General features: G+C 65.0%; 18 protein-coding genes and 1 tRNA gene. 16 read left to right on the top strand and 3 right to left on the bottom strand.

Annotation, left to right across the window (positions count from 1 at the left end; genetic code table 11):
• Positions 1 to 7: 7 nt before the first annotated feature.
• The 10 genes from ASG77_RS05765 (at position 8) to ASG77_RS05720 (ending at position 9,714) form a co-directional block, all read left to right on the top strand.
• A complete protein-coding gene (locus ASG77_RS05765; protein ID WP_056342351.1) occupies positions 8 to 1,354 on the top strand; it encodes a cation:dicarboxylate symporter family transporter in 1,347 nt (448 codons plus the stop codon).
• 258 nt (positions 1,355 to 1,612) lie between these two features.
• Positions 1,613 to 2,512 carry a ParA family protein gene (locus ASG77_RS05760; RefSeq protein ID WP_056342349.1) on the top strand — a complete coding sequence of 300 codons (900 nt, stop codon included), beginning with the start codon at positions 1,613 to 1,615 and terminating at the stop codon, positions 2,510 to 2,512.
• 7 nt (positions 2,513 to 2,519) lie between these two features.
• Positions 2,520 to 3,332 (top strand): segregation and condensation protein A, encoded by an 813-nt coding sequence (locus ASG77_RS05755; RefSeq protein ID WP_056342346.1) that lies wholly within the window; start codon positions 2,520 to 2,522, stop codon positions 3,330 to 3,332.
• Positions 3,333 to 3,367: 35 nt separating this feature from the next.
• Positions 3,368 to 3,991, top strand: coding sequence for an SMC-Scp complex subunit ScpB (gene scpB, locus ASG77_RS05750; protein WP_056342343.1), 624 nt, complete (start codon positions 3,368 to 3,370; stop codon positions 3,989 to 3,991).
• A 110-nt stretch (positions 3,992 to 4,101) separates the two neighbouring features.
• Positions 4,102 to 5,391 carry a pseudouridine synthase gene (locus tag ASG77_RS05745; RefSeq protein ID WP_056342340.1) on the top strand — a complete coding sequence of 430 codons (1,290 nt, stop codon included), beginning with the start codon at positions 4,102 to 4,104 and terminating at the stop codon, positions 5,389 to 5,391.
• A gap of 3 nt (positions 5,392 to 5,394) precedes the next feature.
• On the top strand, positions 5,395 to 6,504 hold the full coding sequence (locus tag ASG77_RS05740; RefSeq protein WP_056342336.1) for a prephenate dehydrogenase: 1,110 nt from the start codon (positions 5,395 to 5,397) through the stop codon (positions 6,502 to 6,504).
• Complete coding sequence (cmk, locus tag ASG77_RS05735; RefSeq protein WP_056342334.1) at positions 6,504 to 7,217, top strand: (d)CMP kinase; 714 nt, start codon at positions 6,504 to 6,506, stop codon at positions 7,215 to 7,217. The genes ASG77_RS05740 and cmk overlap by 1 nt, the downstream gene beginning before the upstream one ends.
• A 31-nt stretch (positions 7,218 to 7,248) precedes the next feature.
• A complete protein-coding gene (locus tag ASG77_RS05730; protein ID WP_056342435.1) occupies positions 7,249 to 7,929 on the top strand; it encodes a lysophospholipid acyltransferase family protein in 681 nt (226 codons plus the stop codon).
• A 10-nt stretch (positions 7,930 to 7,939) separates the two neighbouring features.
• Positions 7,940 to 9,490, top strand: a complete 1,551-nt coding sequence (gene der, locus ASG77_RS05725) for a ribosome biogenesis GTPase Der (protein WP_056342331.1) — start codon at positions 7,940 to 7,942, stop codon at positions 9,488 to 9,490.
• A gap of 147 nt (positions 9,491 to 9,637) precedes the next feature.
• Positions 9,638 to 9,714, top strand: a tRNA-Pro gene (locus ASG77_RS05720).
• A gap of 79 nt (positions 9,715 to 9,793) precedes the next feature.
• On the opposite strand, the gene ASG77_RS05715 is transcribed toward ASG77_RS05720, so the two are convergent.
• Entirely contained in the window at positions 9,794 to 10,663 is an 870-nt protein-coding gene (locus ASG77_RS05715) for an Fpg/Nei family DNA glycosylase (RefSeq protein WP_056342328.1), read from the bottom strand.
• Positions 10,664 to 10,667: 4 nt separating this feature from the next.
• Positions 10,668 to 11,303 (bottom strand): hypothetical protein, encoded by a 636-nt coding sequence (locus tag ASG77_RS05710; protein ID WP_056342325.1) that lies wholly within the window; start codon positions 11,301 to 11,303, stop codon positions 10,668 to 10,670.
• Positions 11,304 to 11,421: 118 nt separating this feature from the next.
• Between ASG77_RS05710 and gcvH the strand changes: the two genes are divergently transcribed.
• The 5 genes from gcvH to ASG77_RS05685 all read left to right on the top strand — a co-directional run bounded on the left by gcvH (position 11,422) and on the right by ASG77_RS05685 (position 14,509).
• Positions 11,422 to 11,808, top strand: a complete 387-nt coding sequence (gene gcvH, locus ASG77_RS05705) for a glycine cleavage system protein GcvH (RefSeq protein WP_056342321.1) — start codon at positions 11,422 to 11,424, stop codon at positions 11,806 to 11,808.
• A gap of 145 nt (positions 11,809 to 11,953) precedes the next feature.
• Entirely contained in the window at positions 11,954 to 12,430 is a 477-nt protein-coding gene (locus ASG77_RS05700; protein ID WP_056342318.1) for an FHA domain-containing protein, read from the top strand.
• A gap of 23 nt (positions 12,431 to 12,453) precedes the next feature.
• Complete coding sequence (gene ftsR, locus ASG77_RS05695) at positions 12,454 to 13,170, top strand: transcriptional regulator FtsR (RefSeq protein WP_056342316.1); 717 nt, start codon at positions 12,454 to 12,456, stop codon at positions 13,168 to 13,170.
• Positions 13,170 to 13,673, top strand: coding sequence for a bifunctional nuclease family protein (locus ASG77_RS05690; protein ID WP_056342311.1), 504 nt, complete (start codon positions 13,170 to 13,172; stop codon positions 13,671 to 13,673). The genes ftsR and ASG77_RS05690 overlap by 1 nt, the downstream gene beginning before the upstream one ends.
• A 239-nt stretch (positions 13,674 to 13,912) precedes the next feature.
• Positions 13,913 to 14,509, top strand: coding sequence for a MerR family transcriptional regulator (locus ASG77_RS05685; RefSeq protein ID WP_056342309.1), 597 nt, complete (start codon positions 13,913 to 13,915; stop codon positions 14,507 to 14,509).
• A 105-nt stretch (positions 14,510 to 14,614) separates the two neighbouring features.
• Here ASG77_RS05685 and ASG77_RS05680 read toward each other — a convergent pair whose 3' ends face one another.
• Complete coding sequence (locus tag ASG77_RS05680; RefSeq protein ID WP_056342306.1) at positions 14,615 to 15,436, bottom strand: ParA family protein; 822 nt, start codon at positions 15,434 to 15,436, stop codon at positions 14,615 to 14,617.
• Between the two features lie 301 nt (positions 15,437 to 15,737).
• Here ASG77_RS05680 and ASG77_RS05675 point away from each other — a divergent pair, with 301 nt between their 5' ends.
• The gene (locus tag ASG77_RS05675; RefSeq protein ID WP_056342303.1) at positions 15,738 to 19,133 is read left to right on the top strand and encodes a pyruvate carboxylase; all 3,396 of its coding nucleotides are present in this window, start codon (positions 15,738 to 15,740) and stop codon (positions 19,131 to 19,133) included.
• The last annotated feature ends 36 nt before the right edge of the window (positions 19,134 to 19,169 follow it).

Genomic DNA, 19,169 nt, shown 5'->3' with positions numbered 1-19,169 from the left:
ACACATCATGGCCTCTCAACGAGGAGAGTCGCTCGGCACCGTGAAGACGCGGCGCAAGGGCCTGGACAAATCCCACTACCTCTACATTGCCGTCATTGCCGCCGTGATCCTTGGCGCCCTCGTCGGCCTGCTGTTCCCCGAAGTCGGCAAATCCCTGAAGCCGCTCGGCGACGGCTTCATCAAGCTCATCAAGATGATGATCGCACCCATCATCTTCTGCACGATCGTCCTGGGCATCGGCTCCATCGCCAAGGCCGCCACCGTTGGCAAGGTGGGTGGCCTGGCCCTTGGCTACTTCATCCTGATGTCCACCTTCGCACTGGGTATCGGCCTCGTGGTCGGCAACCTGATCCACCCGGGTGAGGGTTTGAAGCTGGCAGCCTACGACCCCAACAAGAAGGCTGAAGTCGACAGCACCGTTGCCTTCCTCCTGGGCATCATTCCGGGCGACATTCCCGTCCTGCCCACACTCTTCGCCGCCATCCTCGTGGGCTTCGCCCTCCAGAAAATGGGCCCGCAGGGCGCTCCTGTCCTCAAAGCCATCGGCCACGGCCAGGTGGTTGTGTTCAGGATCCTCATCATGATCATGTGGCTTGCTCCGGTGGGCGCCTTCGGCGCCATCGCTGCTGTTGTTGGTGCCACCGGTTTCGCGGCAATCGTGAGCATGTTCACCCTCATGGCCGCCTTCTACATCACGTGCGCCCTTTTCATCGTGGTGATCCTCGGCGGCCTGCTGCAGGCGGTGACCGGTGTGAACATCTTCAAGCTGATGAAGTACCTGGGCCGTGAATACCTCCTGATCTTCTCCACCTCTTCCTCCGAGGCAGCGCTGCCGCGCCTGATCGCCAAGATGGAACACCTGGGTGTGTCCAAGCCGGTCGTTGGCGTCACCGTACCTACGGGTTACTCCTTCAACCTGGACGGCACCGCCATCTACCTGACCATGGCGTCCCTGTTCGTAGCCAACGCCATGGGAACCCCGCTGGATCTCGGCGCCCAGCTGTCGCTGCTGATCTTCATGATCATCGCCTCGAAGGGTGCAGCCGGTGTCACCGGTGCAGGCCTGGCCACGCTGGCCGCCGGCCTGCAGGCCCACAAGCCTGAGCTTCTCGGCGGCGTCGGCATGATCGTGGGAATCGACCGCTTCATGTCTGAAGCCCGCGCTCTGACCAACTTCACGGGCAACGCTGTGGCCACCCTCCTGATCGGAACCTGGGTCAAGGAGATCGACGGTGACCAGGTCACCCGCGTCCTGTCCGGGCAGGAGCCCTTTGACGAGCAGACCATGATCGCAGGCCATGGCGAGCCGGCCGGCCACTCTGCAGAGGCCAAGCCGCTCCCGGTCACCGTCTAGGCAGCGGGCCAGGCGAAAGCCTGGCCGGCAGGCCAAAACAAAACCCTCCAACCGCCCGCACAGCCCCGGCTGTGCGGGCGGTTCCTGCGTGCGGCAGGCTAACCTTCGACCTCTACCAGAAGGTAAAGGCTCAGAATCCACGCAAAGTCAAGTTCCCTCGAATACCGTGTCGGGGCCTGTAGCCTAGGTGGAAAGCAGGATCGGCGCTGGAGTTCCAGCGGCAGGAAAATCACCGTCATCGAAAGTGTGGATAGATACGTGAGCAGCGAACAGGGTTCGGCAACTCTGGAAGGCACGGAACTCGATCTGGAAGACGCCGTGATGGGTCCCACCGGGCGCCCCCACCGCGAATTTCCGGAACCCGCCCCGCTGTCGTCCCACGGTCCCGCGCGCGTGATCGCCATGGTCAACCAAAAGGGCGGTGTTGGCAAAACCACATCCACCATCAACCTGGCAGCGGCCCTTGCTGAATACGGCCGCAGGGTGCTGCTGGTTGACTTCGACCCGCAGGGCGCGCTGTCCGCTGGCCTGGGCATCAACCCGCACGAACTGGACCTGACGGTCTACAACGTCCTCATGGATCGCAAGGTGGACATCCGCGACGCCATCCACCAGACCGGCGTCGAAAACGTGGACCTGCTGCCGGCCAACATCGACCTCTCCGCCGCAGAAGTGCAGCTGGTCAATGAAGTCGCCCGTGAGCAGGTCCTGGACAGGGCGCTGAAAAAAGTCGAGGACGATTACGACGTCGTCCTGATTGACTGCCAGCCCTCCCTGGGCCTGCTGACGGTCAACGCCCTGACCGCCGCCCACGGCGTGATCATCCCGCTGATCTGCGAGTTTTTCGCGCTCCGTGCGGTAGCCCTGCTGGTGGAAACCATCGACAAGGTCCAGGACAGGCTGAACCCCGGCCTGCAGGTTGATGGTGTCCTGGCCACCATGTACGACGCCCGCACCCTGCACAGCCGCGAAGTCATCACCCGCCTGGTCGAAGCCTTCGGCGACAAAGTCTTCGAAACCGTCATCAAACGCTCCATCAAGTTCGCGGACGCCACCGTCGCGGCCGAGCCGATCACCAGCTACGCAGGCAGCCACATCGGCGCCGATGCCTACCGCCGCCTGGCCAAAGAGCTGATTTCGCGCGGCGGCGCACCCTAAACACGCCGTGGCCGAGTCCAAACCCGGCTTTGAGGTGCGGCTTGCCAACTTCACCGGCCCGTTCGACCTCCTGCTGGGCCTGATCGCCAAGCACCAGCTGGACATCACCGAGGTGGCCATTGCCACCGTCACTGATGAGTTCATCAAGTACATCAGGAAGCTCCAGAAGCTCGGCGAGGAATGGGCGCTGGATGAAGCCAGCGAATTCCTGGTCATCGCCGCCACCCTCCTGGATCTCAAGGCCGCAAGGCTCCTGCCCGCGGGTGAAGTCGAGGACGACGAGGACATCGCCCTACTGGAAGCGCGGGACCTCCTTTTTGCGAGGCTCCTCCAATACAAGGCGTTCAAACAGGTGGCAGCCCTGATGGCCGGAACCCTGGAACAGGAAGCCAGCCGGTTTCCGCGTCAGGTTGCCTTGGAGGAGCACTTTGCCGCCATGCTCCCGGAACTGGTGTGGAAGCACACCCCGGACCAGTTCGCCCGCCTGGCCGAGTCCGCCCTCAAGGCCAAGACGCCGCGGCCCACCGAGGTGGGCCTTGCCCACCTGCATGGCAGTGCCGTCAGCGTGAAGGAACAGGCCGAGATCCTGGGGCTCCGGCTCCAGTTGGGGAAGCCCCTGTCTTTCCGCACCTTGATCGCCGACGCCGATTCCACCCTCGTGGTGGTGGCCAGGTTCCTGGCGTTGCTGGAGATGTTCCGGGACAGGGCAGTCTCCTTCGACCAGGTGTCGCCCCTGGGGGATCTCACCGTGCACTGGATGGTGGACGGCCGGGACTGGTCAACAGAAAACCTAAGCGAAGAATACGAGGAACTGTCGTGAGCCAAGAACTTCCGGAGCCTGGGGCGGAGCCAGGAATGGACGTCCGGGATCTTCCGGGCGGTGCCAAGGCTGCACTTGAGGCGGTCCTGATGGTCCTGGACCAACCTGCCAGCGCTACTGAGCTGGCGGCCGGGCTTAACCTGACCGTCGCCGTCGTCGAGCAGTTACTGGCGGAACTGCAGCGGGAGTATAGCGGCTATACTGTTAAAGCCCCGGACATGGACAGTGCCAGCGATGCTGGTTTCAGCGCCAGCCCCCGGGGTTTTGAATTGCGGAACATCGCCGGTGGCTGGCGGATCTACTCCCGCGCAGACTTCGCCGAGATCGTCGGACGGTTTGTGCTTGAGGGTCAGACGGCCAGGCTCACGCAGGCAGCCTTGGAAACACTGGCTGTCATCGCATACCGCCAACCTGTCTCCAGGGCCCGGGTGTCTGCAATTCGAGGAGTCAATGTCGATTCTGTCGTACGGACATTGACCCAGCGCGGGCTGATCGAAGATTCGGGACACGATCCTGAGTCGGGAGCCATCCTCTACCGGACCACGTCGTATTTCCTTGAACGCATGGGAATCGGCTCCGCGGCGGAACTGCCTCAGCTCTCACCCCATCTTCCGGGGCTTGAGGGCATCGCGGAGTTCTACGACGCCGACAGAATGTAGGCGGGAAATCCCGCGTGCGCACACGAATATTCATAAGGGCAGATAATTTCTGCATGGCTGGCTAGGGTTGTTCTTGGACAACCAGCCGGCCAAATAACGAAGGACGGGTCATGACACAGGCGGGACGCCAGGGTTCACCACGTAACAGTTCGGGACGTAACAGTTCAGAACGCAATGCCGGACAGGGCGGCGCCAGCCGCAATCCAGCGGCCAGCCGTAATCCGGCGCAGGGCGGCGCAAGCCGGAACCCTGCACAGGGCGGCAGCGGCCGCCCCAGCGCGGCGGGCGGCGGATTCCGCGCCGGCGCAGGCAAGCGCAACGCCGGATTCGGCGGCGGCGACCGGCCGTACAAGGCCCCGAGGCCTCGCGAGGAGCCATTTGTGGATCCCGGCGACGCCCCGGCGTCGTCACCGGCCAGCCGCGGTGCCTCCGACTGGAAGCCAGCCGGCAGCACAGCGGCGCGCAAGCCTGCTGCCCGCAAGCCGGGCGCCAACAAAGCTCCCGGCACCCCGGGCGCACTCAAGCCCAAGCCGCGCACCGGCAGGCCCGGGGCGGCGGCGTCACGCGCCTTCGGCAGCGAACGGTTTGGCCAGAACCTTGGCCCTGTGCGGAAGCCTGCCCGCAAGCGTGGACCCCGCGGTGACGCTCAGCAGTCGGAAATGCACGACGCCGACGGCACCCGACTGCAGAAGGTCATGGCCCAGGCCGGAGTGGCTTCGCGCCGCGTCTGCGAAGAGATGATCGCCGAAGGCCGGGTAGAAGTCGACGGCCAGGTGGTCACTGAGCTTGGTGTCCGCGTGGACCCCAAGACAGCGGTCATCCACGTTGATGGCCTGCGCATCCAGCTGGATGAAAACCTCGTGTACATGGTCTTCAACAAGCCCAAGGGCGTGGTGTCCACCATGGAGGACCCCGATGGCCGTCCCTGCATCAGTGATTTTGTGCGGAAGACCCACCAGGGCGAACGCCTGTTCCACGTGGGCCGGCTGGACGTCGCCACCGAAGGCCTGCTGCTGCTGACGAACGACGGCGAACTGGCCAACCGGCTGACCCACCCTTCCTATGAGGTCCCCAAGACCTACCTGGTCCAGGTCCGTGGCCCGTTCCCGCAGGGAGTTGGCGCCCAGCTCCGGGAAGGTGTGGAACTCGAGGATGGCTTTGCCTCGGTTGACTCCTTCAAGCTGGTGGACTCCACTCCGGGCCACGTGCTGATCGAAGTGATCCTGCACTCGGGCAAGAACCGGATTGTCCGTCGCCTGTTCGACGCCGTCGGGTTCCCGGTCCTGCGCCTCGTGCGCGTCAAGGTGGGTCCCATTGGCCTGGGCGACCAGCGCCAGGGCAGCATCCGCAACCTTGGCAAGCAGGAAGTCGGCCACCTGCTGGCATCCGTAGGACTCTGAGGCATGTCCGCATTTCGCTCCCACGGGCGGGGGCACCTCAATGGGCCGGTCGTGGTGATTGGCACCGGCGTGCTCGGTGCCAGCATCGGGCTGGGCCTGCGTGGGCGCGGCGTGCCCGTGTTCCTGTCTGACCCGTCGCCGACCAACCAGGCAGTGGCCGTCGACATCGGTGCCGGCCAGCCCCTGGACCAACTCGGGGACGGGGCGCCGGAGCTTGTGGTGGTGGCAGCACCGCCGGACGTGACCGCCGACGTCGTGGCACGTGCGCTTGCCGACTACCCGGATTCCGTGGTGGTTGACATCGCCAGCGTCAAGGCCGCCATCCTGGCGGAGTTGGGCGACCGCCGCGCGGACCTCACCCGCTATGTGGGCACCCATCCGATGGCAGGGCGCGAAAAGTCCGGGCCGGTTGCGGCCCGCGGCGAGCTCTTCACGTCCATGCCGTGGGTGGTTTGTCCGGGCCCGGAGTCATCCGCGGCTGCCGTGCAGACTGCGCATTCCCTGGCCACGGACCTGGGAGCTGTGGTTTCCCAGTTCACAGCCGACGAACACGACGAAGCTGTGGCCCTGGTGTCACACCTGCCCCAGGTCATGTCTTCCCTGCTGGCCAGCCGGCTGCAGGGGACGCCGCTTCACGCGCTGTCCCTCGCCGGCAACGGCCTGCGGGACGTCACGCGGATCGCCGCCAGCGATCCCACGCTGTGGGTCCAGATCCTGGGCGGCAACGCGGGGAAGGTCGTGGAGATCCTTTACGGGGTTCGCGAGGACCTGAACCGGCTGATCGGCACGCTCGAGGAACCGCTGGCGCCGGGTGCCAGGCTTGACCTGGCCCAGCTGATCAGCGAAGGCAATGCCGGGCAGGCCCGAATTCCTGGCAAGCACGGTGGCCCGCCGCAGGCCTACTCCTGGCTGACGGTCCTCGTGGATGACCGGCCGGGACAGATCGCGCAGCTCCTCACAGAAATCGGTGAGATCGGCGTGAACGTGGAGGACCTTCGGCTGGACCATTCCTCGGGCCAGAACGTGGGCATGGTGGAACTGTCCGTGCTGCCGAACAAGCATGACCATCTGATCGAAGCACTCAACGACCGCGGATGGCGGGTATTGCAGTAATGACACAAGAACTTCTTGACACTCTTCCGGCCTTGCGCGTCGGCAGGCCCCTGGTGGTTGCCATCGACGGGCCGTCAGGCTCCGGCAAGTCCAGCGTGAGCAAGGAAGTGGCCCGCCGGCTGCACCTTGCCTACCTGGACACCGGCGCCATGTACCGGGCCCTGACCTGGTTCTGCGTCACCAGCGGAATTGACCTCAGCGACGCCGCCGCCGTGGAGCAGGCTTCCCGGGACCTGGTCCTGGAACTGAGCACCACACCGCGGGAGGAATACGTCCGCGTGAACGGGACCGACGTCACGGACGCCATCCGTGAACCGGCAATTTCGTCGGCGGTCAGTGCAGTGGCCACCACCCTTGGTGCCCGGACCGAACTGATCCGCCGGCAGCGTGAGCTTATTGAAAAGCACCACCGCCGCATCGTGGTGGAAGGCCGGGACATCACGACTGTCGTGGTGCCCGGCGCCGAAGTCCGCATGCTGCTGACGGCCAGTCAGGAGGCCCGGCTTCGCCGCCGCGGCATCCAGCTGGGCGGCACGCAGAATGCGGAGCAGCTCGCAGCCCAGGTCACCCAGCGCGACGCCAAGGATTCCACGGTGGTGAACTTCACCCAGGCTGCCGACGGTGTTGTCACCCTGGATTCTTCCGATCTGGACTTCGCCGAGACCGTGGACGCGGCGCTCGTGATCGTCACGAAGGTGCTTAACCGTGACTGACCGCGGCGTGCGGCTTCCCTCCGGCCTGACCATGACCTGGAGCCGGCCCGTCGGCTGGCTCCTGGACCATGTGGTGTACCGGACGTCCGTCACTGGCCGGGACAACGTGCCTACAGGCGGGCCGGTGATTTTTGCCGGCAACCACATCAGTTTCCTGGACGGGCCGGTGATGTTCGGCGCGTCGCCGCGTCCCATGCACATCCTGGTCAAGAAGGAGATGTTCAAGGGCTTGCTGGGTCGGGTCCTTCGGGCCTCCGGCCAGCTGCCGGTTGACCGCTCCGGGGACCGGGCTGCGCTGCTGCTGGGCAAGAACATGCTCGACGCCGGCCGCTGCATCGGGATTCTTCCGGAAGGAACCCGGGGGAGCGGCCAGGCAACAGACATCAACAACGGGGTGGCCTGGCTGGCGCTGAACTCGGGGGCCCCCGTGGTTCCCGTGGCGATCCTCGGCACCCGGACGGGCAACGAACACCTCGACACGGTACCCAGGCCAGGGCGGCGGTTCCACGTCAGCTTCGGCAACGCACTGACCCCCAGCCGCAACCCCGGCGAAACGGGCCGTGCTTCAATGGACAGGGCGGGAATGGAAATCCGCGCTGCGCTTGCGGGGCACGTCCAGGAGACCATCCAACACAGTGGGCAGCCTTTGCCCCACGCGGATTTCCGCACGAACTTCACAGCAGTAGCCGGGACGCCGGCAGATGACCACTAAGGAAAGTGCAATGAGCGATACGACTCAAACCTCCGGCCACTCCGGCGCCGGCGAAGACGAATACACGCCCACCGGCACGGACCAGGTGGCCGAGCGGCTGGCAGCCATGGACGACGACGAAGCGGAGCTGCGTGCCGCGTCGCTTCGCGCCGGTCTGGCCGACTACGAACTCGACGATGAGGACGCCGCCCTGCTGAGCGGGGAATTCGACGACCAGGACTTTGACGGACCGGTCAAGCTCGATCCCGTACTTGCCATCATCGGCCGTCCCAACGTGGGCAAATCCACCCTTGTGAACCGTATCCTGGGCCGCCGCGAAGCCGTGGTCGAGGATACCCCCGGCGTGACGCGGGACCGCGTGATGTACTCGGCGCACTGGAACGGGCGCAACTTCACGGTCGTGGACACCGGCGGCTGGGAGCACGATGCCCGCGGCATCCACGCCCGCGTGGCCGAGCAGGCCGAAATGGCCGTGGAACTTGCCGACGCCGTGCTCTTCGTCGTCGACTCCGCGGTGGGCGCCACCGCCACGGATGAGGGCGTCATGAAGATGCTCCGCCGTAGCAAGAAACCCGTCATCATGGTGGCGAACAAGGTGGATGACTTTGCCCAGGAGGCAGACTCCGCTACCTTGTGGGGCCTCGGCTTCGGTGAGCCTTACCCCGTCTCCGCCCTGCACGGACGCGGCGTTGCCGACCTCCTGGACCACGTGATGGACACCCTGCCGGAGTTCTCCACGATTGAGGGCATGGAACGCTCGGGCGGCCCGCGCCGCATCGCACTGATCGGCCGCCCGAACGTGGGCAAGTCATCACTGCTGAACAAGCTGGCAGGGTCTGAGCGTGTAGTAGTGGACAACACCGCCGGCACCACGCGTGATCCGGTGGATGAGTTCATTGACCTCGGCGACCGCACGTGGCGCTTTGTGGACACGGCAGGCATCCGCCGCCGCCAGCACATGGCGCAGGGCGCCGACTACTACGCCTCCCTCCGGACGCAGGCCGCGCTCGAAAAGGCGGAGGTCGCCGTCGTTCTTCTCGCGGTGGATGAGGTCCTCAGCGAGCAGGACGTCCGCATCCTGCAGTTGGCCATCGAGTCGGGCCGCGCCCTGGTGCTGGCCTTCAACAAGTGGGACCTGCTCGACGACGAACGCCGCACCTACCTGGAGCGCGAAATCGAGCAGGACCTGGCCCACGTGGCCTGGGCGCCACGTGTCAACATCTCCGCGCTGACGGGCTGGCACAAGGACCGCCTGGTTCCCGCCCTGGACCTGGCGCTGGAGAACTGGGACCGGCGCATCCCCACCGGCAAGCTCAATGCCTTCCTCGGCGAGCTTGTGGCGGCGCACCCGCACCCGGTCCGCGGCGGAAAGCAGCCGCGCATCCTGTACGGCACGCAGGCGTCCAGCCGGCCGCCGAAGTTTGTGCTGTTCACCACCGGATTCCTGGACCCGGGCTACCGCCGCTTCATCACCCGCAGGCTCCGCGAAACGTTCGGTTTCGAGGGCACGCCCATCGAGGTCAACATGCGCGTCCGCGAAAAGCGCGGCAAGAAGCGTTAATTAGGACACACCGGGGGCGTGCCGGCGGCAAAGTGTCACTTGCACCCTCCGGAATCGTGTAAGCTTTTCAAGGTGGTTCGGCCGGACTGCTGAGTTGAAATCCTGGCTAACATCAGGAGTAAACGCAGCGGAGAACGGCGGAACTAACGGGCTGTAGCGCAGCTTGGTAGCGCACTTGACTGGGGGTCAAGGGGTCGCAGGTTCAAATCCTGTCAGCCCGACCAAAACAGAAGCGTCCCGGAGAATTTTCTCCGGGACGCTTCTGTTTTGTGCCGTCACTTTTCGGATGTTTCGCGGCCTGGCCTATTTCAGGAACTTCGACGTCCTGCGGTCGGCCAGAATCTTTCCCTTGGTCTGGCACGTGGGGCAGTACTGCAGGGAAGTATCCGCGAAAGACACCTCCCGGACTGTGTCACCACACACCGGGCAAGCTTCGCCGGTGCGGGCATGGACCCGCATGTGGCTGCGTTTGACGTCCTTGAGCTCGCTGGGTGGCTTGCCCTCGGCTTCGGCCAGGGCTGTTCCGAGCACGCTGTGGATGGCGTCATAAAGCACTTGCACCGTGCCACGGTCCAAGGACTTGGCGGTGGCGAAGGGGGAGATCCTCGCAGCATGCAGGATCTCGTCGCTGTAGGCGTTCCCGATCCCCGCGATCACGCTCTGGCTCCGTAGGACGCCCTTGATCTGCTGGGAAGTGGAGCCGAGGATTTCCGCCAGCATGTCGGCGTCGAACGCTGCGCTGAACGGGTCCGGCCCGAGCGCCGCGACGCCCGGCACATCCTGGGGGTCGCGCACTACGTACACGGCTAGGCTCTTTTTGGTCCCCGCCTCTGTGAGATCCATGCCATGGGCGCCGTCCGGCCCGGTGAACGCCAGCCGCATGGCGATGTGGCCCTTTCCCATCCGGAGCTGGGTGTCTGTGGGCGAGTCCGTGAAGCGGACCCAGCCCGCCCGGGCGAGGTGGAAGACGAACGACGGCCCGTCGGTGTCAATGCTGACAAACTTTCCAAACCGCCGCACGCCGGCGACGGTGCAGTTCTCCAGCGCTGTGAACGGCGGATCCGCTGTCTTCAGGACGGCGAACGAAACGATCTGGACCTTCCGCACCACCGCTCCGCGCAGGTGCTCATCCAGGAAACCGGCCAGGCCTGCAACCTCGGGAAGCTCCGGCATGGCTTTACCTGCGGTCAGCCTGGCTGTCGGGTGCGGCCGGCGCCTCAGGAACAGGCGACGCATTGGGACCAGGTGAGCTGGCGGCGGAGTCATTGGCCGCCTTCGCAGCCAAGGAACGCTCGGCATCTGCCTTCTTGAGTACTTTCATCTTCTTGCCGCGCTGCCGCCAGACCCTCCACAGGATCAGGCCAACCACATAGACGAAGCCGGCTGCGATGGCTGAGATCTGTGTCCACAGCGGGAACCAGGTTGCCTCTGTGCCAAGGATCCGCTGTCCGTTATGGGCGGCCTGCGAGCTGCCGAACATGATCCCGGCGGTCAGCAGATTCGGGGATGCGAGAGCCACAGCGGCGACGAGGATAGTCAGCTTCCAGGGCCAGCTCACGGATTTGCGCGTGGCCTGCCAGGCCACCAGGAGGGGGACGAACGTGAAAACGAACCCGTAAAACATCCCCACCAGGATGCCCGCCCCAAGATTGCCCTGGACCTGGTTGCGGATAACATTCGCCCACCAGACCGGGAGGATGGCCGCAAAAGCAAAGTAAGCGATAGCGAGGACCACCAGCGCCACCGCAACGAGGATGATCCGAGCAGCCCAGTTCGCCTTTTTCGCGGGCGATTCCTGTGAGTGTGTTCTCATGCGACTCATCATGTCAGAATCCACCTCGAACGCCCGTGGAGTTGTGCCTATACTTTCAGCGGCGGCTTGTTTCCCAGGCCCCGTTGACATTGGTGATTGACCCGATGAAAGGCCCCTGATGAGCAACATTCCCGAAGACCTGTCCTACACCGCCGAGCACGAGTGGGTATCCGCACCGAGCGCCGACGGCGTGGTCCGGGTGGGCATCACCGACTTCGCGCAGGACGCACTCGGAGATGTTGTCTATGCCCAGATGCCGGAAGCCGGCACGAAAGTCACCGCAAACGAAGTCGTGGGCGAAGTCGAATCCACCAAGAGCGTCAGCGACATCTATGCTCCGGTCAGCGGCGAAGTCGTGGCACGCAACGAATCCCTCGATACCGATTCGGCGTTGATCAACTCCGATCCGTACGGCGACGGCTGGCTGATCGAGATCCGGCTGGCAGAAGCGGACGCTGTGGAATCCTTGCTCAGTGCATCCGAGTACGAACAGCAGGTAGGCTGAAGCTAACGGGTTCATCCGGTCCGGCCAAATGGCGTCTTCGCATGTCAGTGGCCGGATCGGGGCCCGGCATCGGATACGCGAGGCGGATCCGTCAGGGCAAAAGTTGATTGCAGGCGTGAGAGCTGCAGCGAAAGAGGAGGAATCCATGGTTGGCCACGAACAGGACCCTGCCGAAGGCGGGCACGGCACAGGTGCGGCCAGGGCTTCGGAGACCACCTCGATCCATCTCACCCCCGTCTCCGACGAACCCACCATCGCCCCCAAGCTCTCCACGGACGAGCGTTCATCCGTGGAGGCGCTGCCGGCCGGTTCCGCGCTCCTGGTGGCCCACAGCGGCCCGAACGCGGGTGCCCGCTTCCTGCTTGACACGGACACCACCACGGCCGGCCGTCATCCTGATGCCGACATCTTCCTGGATGACGTCACCGTCTCGCGGCGCCACGTCGAGTTCCGCCGCACTGCGCGGAGCTTTGAAGTGGTGGATACCGGCAGCCTCAACGGCACGTACGTCAACCACGACCGCGTGGACAGTGTTGAGCTAAAGTCCGGGAATGAAGTCCAGATCGGCAAGTTCCGACTCACCTTCTACCTGAGCCCTGCCCGCGCGGCAGGCCGCGCCTGATCCCGGGACACTTGCCTGTGGCAATGGCACAACCGGAACGCCGGGGGCCCCAAGTTTTGAACATCGGGGAAGTCCTCGCGCAACTCAGCGGCGACTTTCCGGGTATGACCGCGTCGAAAATCAGGTTCCTCGAGGAAAAGGGACTGATTAATCCGCGCCGTACTCCGGCCGGATACCGGCAGTACTCGGACAGTGACGTCGAACGTCTCCGTTTTGTGCTGGCACTGCAGCGGGACCAGTACCTTCCACTGAAAGTCATCAAGGACTACCTTGATGCGATCGACAGGGGAGAGCGGCCCGAGAACCTGCCGCCCGGCGTCGTGGTTTCGCCGCGGATCGTTTCGGATGAATTGGCCGTGGAGCTTCAGAACCGCGGCCGGAAATTCAGCGAGGAACAGCTGCGGACCGAATCCGGCGCCAGCATTCCGCTACTCCAATCGCTGCTGAGCTTCGGGCTGATCAGCCACAGCAACGGGAAGTTCGACGAGCACGCCCTCCAGGTGGCCCGTGCCTGCGTGCAACTGGAGAGCCACGGCCTTGAGCCGCGCCACCTGCGGCCGTTCCAGGCCGCCGCGGAACGTGAGTTCGGACTCGTGGAGCGCGCAGTTGCGCCGCTCGCGTCCCGGCGCGATTCCGCCTCACAGGCGCGGGCTGCTGAAGCGGCCCGCGAAATCAGCGACCTCTGCCTGGTCCTGCACCGGGCACTGGTCCAGGACCGTATCTCACGCATGGACATCTGATGATCGAAGTGGAGATCGTAGGCGTTCGTATCGAACTGCCGTCCAACCAGCCGCTCGTCCTGCTGCGCGAGATCCACGGCGAACGGCACGTGCCCATCTGGATCGGGACTCCAGAGGCAAGTGCCATCGCCCTGGCCCAACAAGGGGTGGTGCCTCCGCGCCCCATGACCCACGACCTCCTGGTGGACGTGGTGGAGTCCCTGGGCCATTCGGTTGTCAGCGTCAACATTGTGGCCGTTGAGGACAACATTTTTTATGGCCAGCTCCAGTTCGAGAACGGCACCACCGTCAGCTCGCGGGCATCGGACGCCCTCGCGATCGCGTTGCGGGCCAAATGCCGCATCTGGTGTGCCGACTCGGTAATGGATGAAGCCGGAGTCCGAATTACCGAGCATGACGAGGGGGAGGACACTGACCCGGGTCCCACCGTGGACGAGGAGCGCGAACTGCGGCGCTTCCGTGAGTTCCTGGACGATGTGGAGCCCGAAGACTTCGACGGCTGAGGTCACATTAGGGTTAAAGTTGAGCTTGAAAGTTCCGACACGCCTGCCCCAAGCGGCCTAGATCTTTGACCTTGGGGCACAGCGGGCCTAACGTCGAAGGTATCAAGCTCCCATTGCTTACAGCAGCCGCGCAAGTCACACTGTAAAAGTACGACCCCCGCGAAATTACATGCATGGACTTCATGCGTGCACCGGCTGGTGCAGTGGTCCCCCGGGAGCTTATGACAAGGAGGATCCAGGTGAGTCCCAAAGGCGAAGCAGGCGGGCTGAAGCAGCCCACAACGGCTGGTGTGGCTGTGCCCGCGAGCGGTGCCCAGGGCCTCCTGTTTACCGAAGACCTTCCCGTCCTGGACGAGGACGCCGGTTACCGCGGGCCCACGGCCTGCAAGGCTGCCGGCATCACGTACCGCCAGCTGGACTACTGGGCACGCACCGGGCTGGTTGAGCCCGCAGTCCGCGGCGCCGCAGGCTCCGGCTCGCAGCGACTCTACGGCTTCCGGGACATTCTGGTCCTCAAGGTCGTCAAGCGGCTCCTGGACACCGGTGTCTCCCTTCAGCAGATCCGCACGGCAGTCGAACACCTGCGCGAACGCGGCGTGGAGGATCTGGCACAGATCACGCTCATGAGCGACGGCGCGAGCGTCTACGAATGCACCTCCGCAGACGAGGTCATCGATCTTGTCCAGGGCGGCCAAGGCGTCTTCGGCATCGCCGTGGGCAGGGTCTGGCGCGAAGTCGAGGGCAGCCTGGCTTCCCTGCCGAGCGAACACGCCGCCGAACACTCCTTTCCCGACGACGAGCTGAGCAAGCGGCGCGCTGCCCGCAAGATCGGCTGACAACAGGCTGGCGCAACACCAGCAAGAAGAGGCCACCCCCGGCGGGGATGGCCTCTTCTTGTTGTCCGCGGAACCTTTGGCTGCAGCGGGGCTGCACCCAAAGGGTTAACGCTGGGTTCGGTTTCGCAGGCCGTTTCCGGTCGCCAGGAGGTTGGCCAGGAGAGTATCGAACAACGCAGCAGATGTCTTCGCGGATTCGCCGGGCCAGTGGTGCACCGGGTGGGCCGCGCCCTGGATCTGCTGCCAGTTCGCCTGTTCGGGGATGCGTGGGCTCAGCAGCAGGTCACCGAACATCGATTCCATTTCCGCGAGCCGGTAGGTGTGTTCGGAGGAGCCGGTGCGCACGCGGTTGGCCACAATGCCTGCGGGGGATAGGTTCGGCGCGAATTCCTGCTTGAACAGCTGGATGGCGCGCATGGTCCGTTCCGTTCCAGCCACCGAGAAGAGTCCCGGCTCGGCCACGAGCGCTACTTTGTCACTTGCGGACCAGGCCATCCGGGTCAGCCCGTTCAGCGACGGCGGGCAGTCAATGAGGACCAGCTCGTAGCGGTCGGCGCCAGCCAGGACCGCGGAAAGCCTGCGAAGATCCCTGCGGCCAAGGTCGGGGCGGTCGTAGATGCCGGTGTACGCCGAACCCACGGCGACGTCCAGGACGGCCGGTCCGGATCCGTTGGTATGCGCCCGCGCCGTCCAGGAGCTGCCCGCGACATTGTCCGCGAGCTTGGCACGGCGGGGGCTCTTAAGCATCCTGCCGATGTCCAGCTGGTCGCCGGCCTGGACGCCCAGGGCAGTGGTCGCGTCCGCATGGGGATCGAGGTCCACCACCAGTGTGGGGATGCCCGCGGCAAGCGCCGCAGACGCCAATCCTGTGGTGACGGACGTCTTGCCGACTCCGCCCTTGAGGCTGCTGATGCTGACTACTTGCACTTGTGAGACCAAAACCTAACGCCGGCTGCCGTGTTGGGGGTAATGTTTGCTCCGGCACTGCCGAAGCTGGCGGCTCGAGCCGCCTTACTCATCATATGTGGCTGCGCCGGTGAATCCCGTCTTATAGGGACGCGGCATGGCACGGCGATGGTATGGGTGGCCGGATCTGCCAGCCTCCGTCGATGCACGCGGGACATGACGGAAGTTTCTGTGACTGTGGCCACAAGGATTTGTATTTCTAAGCGCGGGTCTTAGACACTGTGACCACTTACCGATACACCCGCAATGATGCAGGAGAATTATGTTTTCCAAGATTCTGGTGGCCAACCGCGGCGAAATCGCGATCAGGGCCTTCCGTGCCAGCTACGAGCTGGGCGCCAAGACCGTTGCTGTTTTCCCCAATGAGGACCGAAATTCGATCCACCGCCAGAAGGCCGATGAGGCATATCTGATCGGCGAAGTGGGGCATCCCGTGCGGGCCTACCTGGATGTTGCCGAGGTGGTCCGCGTCGCCAAGGAATCCGGCGCCGACGCCATCTATCCCGGCTACGGCTTTCTTTCGGAAAACCCCGATCTGGCCCGCGCCGCCCAGGAAGCCGGCATCACCTTTGTTGGCCCCCCGGCTGAGGTGCTTGAGCTGGCCGGCAATAAGGTGGCAGCACTGAAGGCTGCCCGTGAGGCCGGTGTTCCCGTCCTGAAATCGAGTGAACCCTCGAAGGACATGGATGAGCTGATCGCCGCAGCCGACGAGATCGGTTTCCCCATTTTCGCCAAGGCCGTCGCCGGCGGCGGCGGACGTGGCATGCGCCGCGTCGACACGAGGGAAGCCCTTCCCGAGGCCCTGCAGGCCGCCATGCGCGAAGCCGATGCGGCATTCGGTGACCCCACCATGTTCCTGGAGCAGGCAGTGCTCCGCCCGCGCCACATCGAGGTGCAGATCCTGGCCGACGCCGAGGGTAATGTCATCCACCTCTTCGAACGTGACTGCTCCATCCAGCGCCGTCATCAGAAGGTCATCGAGATCGCCCCCGCGCCCAACCTGGACGAAGGCATCCGCCAGGCCCTTTACCGTGACGCGGTGAAGTTCGCCAAGGCCCTGAACTACGTCAACGCCGGAACCGTGGAGTTCCTGGTGGACACCGTCGGCGAACGCGCCGGACAGCACGTCTTCATCGAAATGAACCCCCGCATCCAGGTCGAACACACCGTCACTGAGGAAGTGACGGACGTTGACCTGGTGCAGGCACAGCTTCGGATCGCTTCCGGCGAGACCCTTGCGGACCTCGGCCTCTCCCAGGAAACGGTCCAGCTTAAGGGCGCAGCGCTGCAGTGCCGCATCACCACCGAGGACCCGGCCAACGGGTTCCGGCCCGACGTCGGGAAGATCACCGGCTACCGCTCCGCCGGCGGCGCCGGTGTAAGGCTCGACGGCGGCACCGTGTACTCGGGTGCCGAAATCAGCCCGCACTTCGACTCCATGCTCGTGAAGCTGAGCTGCCGCGGCCGCGACTACCCGGCCGCCGTGGCCCGTGCCCGCCGGGCACTCGCGGAGTTCCGCATCCGGGGTGTGTCCACCAACATTTCCTTTCTCCAGGCCGTGCTCGACGATGCCGACTTCATTGCCGGCAACGTCGCCACCAACTTCATCGACGAGCGTCCCCAGCTGCTGAAGGCCCGGGTCTCCGCCGACCGCGGCACCAAGCTCCTCACATGGCTGGCCGAAGTCACGGTCAACAAGCCCAACGGCGAGCTGAAAGTGCACTCGGATCCGGCCGCCAAACTTCCGGCCGTTGGGGATCGGCAGGCAGCACCGGGATCGCGCCAGCGCCTCGTGGAGCTTGGCCCCGAAGGCTTCGCCAAAGCCTTGCGTGAGCAGACCGCCGTGGCCGTCACCGACACCACCTTCCGCGACGCCCACCAGTCCCTGCTTGCCACCCGCGTCCGTACCCGCGACCTCGTGGCCGCCGGTCCCGCGGTCACAGCCCTCCTGCCGGAACTCCTGTCCGTTGAGGCCTGGGGCGGCGCCACCTACGATGTGGCCCTTCGCTTCCTCGGCGAGGACCCCTGGGACCGCCTGGCTGCCCTGCGGAAGGCGCTGCCCAACGTCTGCCTGCAGATGCTGCTGCGCGGCCGGAACACGGTGGGCTACACGCCGTACCCGGAAGAAGTGACCGTGGCTTTCGTCAACGAGGCCGCTGCCACCGGTATCGACATTTTCCGCATCTTCGATGCCCTGAACGACGTGAACCAGATGGCCCCGGCCATCCGCGCCGTCCGTGCCACCGGTACTGCGGTAGCCGAGGTAGCACTGTGTTACACCGGCGACATGCTGAACCCGGACGAGAAGCTGTACACGCTGGACTACTACCTGGAACTGGCCCAGCGGATTGTGGATGCCGGCGCGCACATCCTGGCTATCAAGGACATGGCCGGGCTGCTCCGGCCGGCAGCGGCCGCCAAACTCGTGGCCGCACTGCGGGAACGCTTCGACCTCCCGGTCCACCTCCACACGCATGACACGGCAGGCGGCCAGCTGGCCACCCTGCTGGCGGCAGTTGACGCCGGCGTGGACGCTGTTGACGTTGCCTCCGCTTCGCTGGCCGGGACCACCAGCCAGCCGTCCGCCTCCGCCCTGGTGGCGGCGCTGGCGCACACCCCGCGTGACACAGGCTTGAGCCTTGACGCAGTCAGCTCCCTTGAGCCGTACTGGGAAGCCGTGCGCCGCGTCTACGCGCCGTTCGAGTCAGGCCTGCCAGGCCCCACCGGCCGCGTCTACCAGCACGAAATCCCGGGCGGCCAGCTGTCAAACCTGCGCCAGCAGGCCATGGCGCTGGGTCTGGGGGAGCGCTTCGAGGCGATCGAGGACATGTACACCGCGGCGGACCGGATCCTGGGCCGCCTGGTGAAGGTCACGCCGTCGTCCAAGGTGGTGGGCGACCTCGCCCTGCACCTCGTGGGCCTCAACGCAGATCCGGCGGACTTCAACGAAAACCCGCAGAACTACGACATCCCGGACTCCGTCATCGGCTTCCTGTCCGGCGAACTTGGCGACCCGCCCGGAGGATGGCCGGAACCTTTCCGCACCAAGGCTCTCCAGGGCCGCAGCATTAAGGTCCGCGACGTTGACCTCAGCCCCGAGGACAGCGCCGCGCTCCACGGTGATTCCAAGACCCGCCAGAGCACGCTGAACCGCCTGCTCTTCGAAGGCCCCACCAAGGACTACCTCAAGAGCGTGGAAACCTACGGCAACATTTCCGTCCTCGACACCCGCGACTACCTTTATGGCCTTCAGCGCGGCGCCGAGCACGAGATCCAGCTGGAGAAGGGAGTCCGGCTGATCGCCTCGCTGGAAGCCGTTTCCGAGCCCGATGAAAAAGGCATGCGCACGGTCATGTGCACCTTGAACGGCCAGTCCCGCCCCGTTGTGGTCCGTGACCGCTCCGTGGTGAGCAACGTCAAGGCCGCCGAGAAGGCAGACCCGGCCCAGCCAGGCCACGTCGCCGCACCGTTCGCCGGCGCCGTCACCGTGACCGTCAAGGCCGGCGACACGGTCAACGCCGGTGACACGGTGGCCACCATCGAAGCGATGAAGATGGAAGCCTCCATCACGACGCCGGCGGCAGGCAAAGTCTCGCGGCTCGCCATTTCAGCGGTGGAGCAGGTCCAGGGTGGCGACCTCCTCCTGGTCGTGGAGTAGGGCTAAGCAGTCCAACCACAAAAGGAAGGGCCCTCC

It is taken from the genome of Arthrobacter sp. Soil762, assembly GCF_001428335.1.
Classification (GTDB): domain Bacteria; phylum Actinomycetota; class Actinomycetes; order Actinomycetales; family Micrococcaceae; genus Arthrobacter.
Note: the sequence above shows the minus strand (reverse complement) of the source record. Positions and strands in the feature narration are given on the sequence as shown.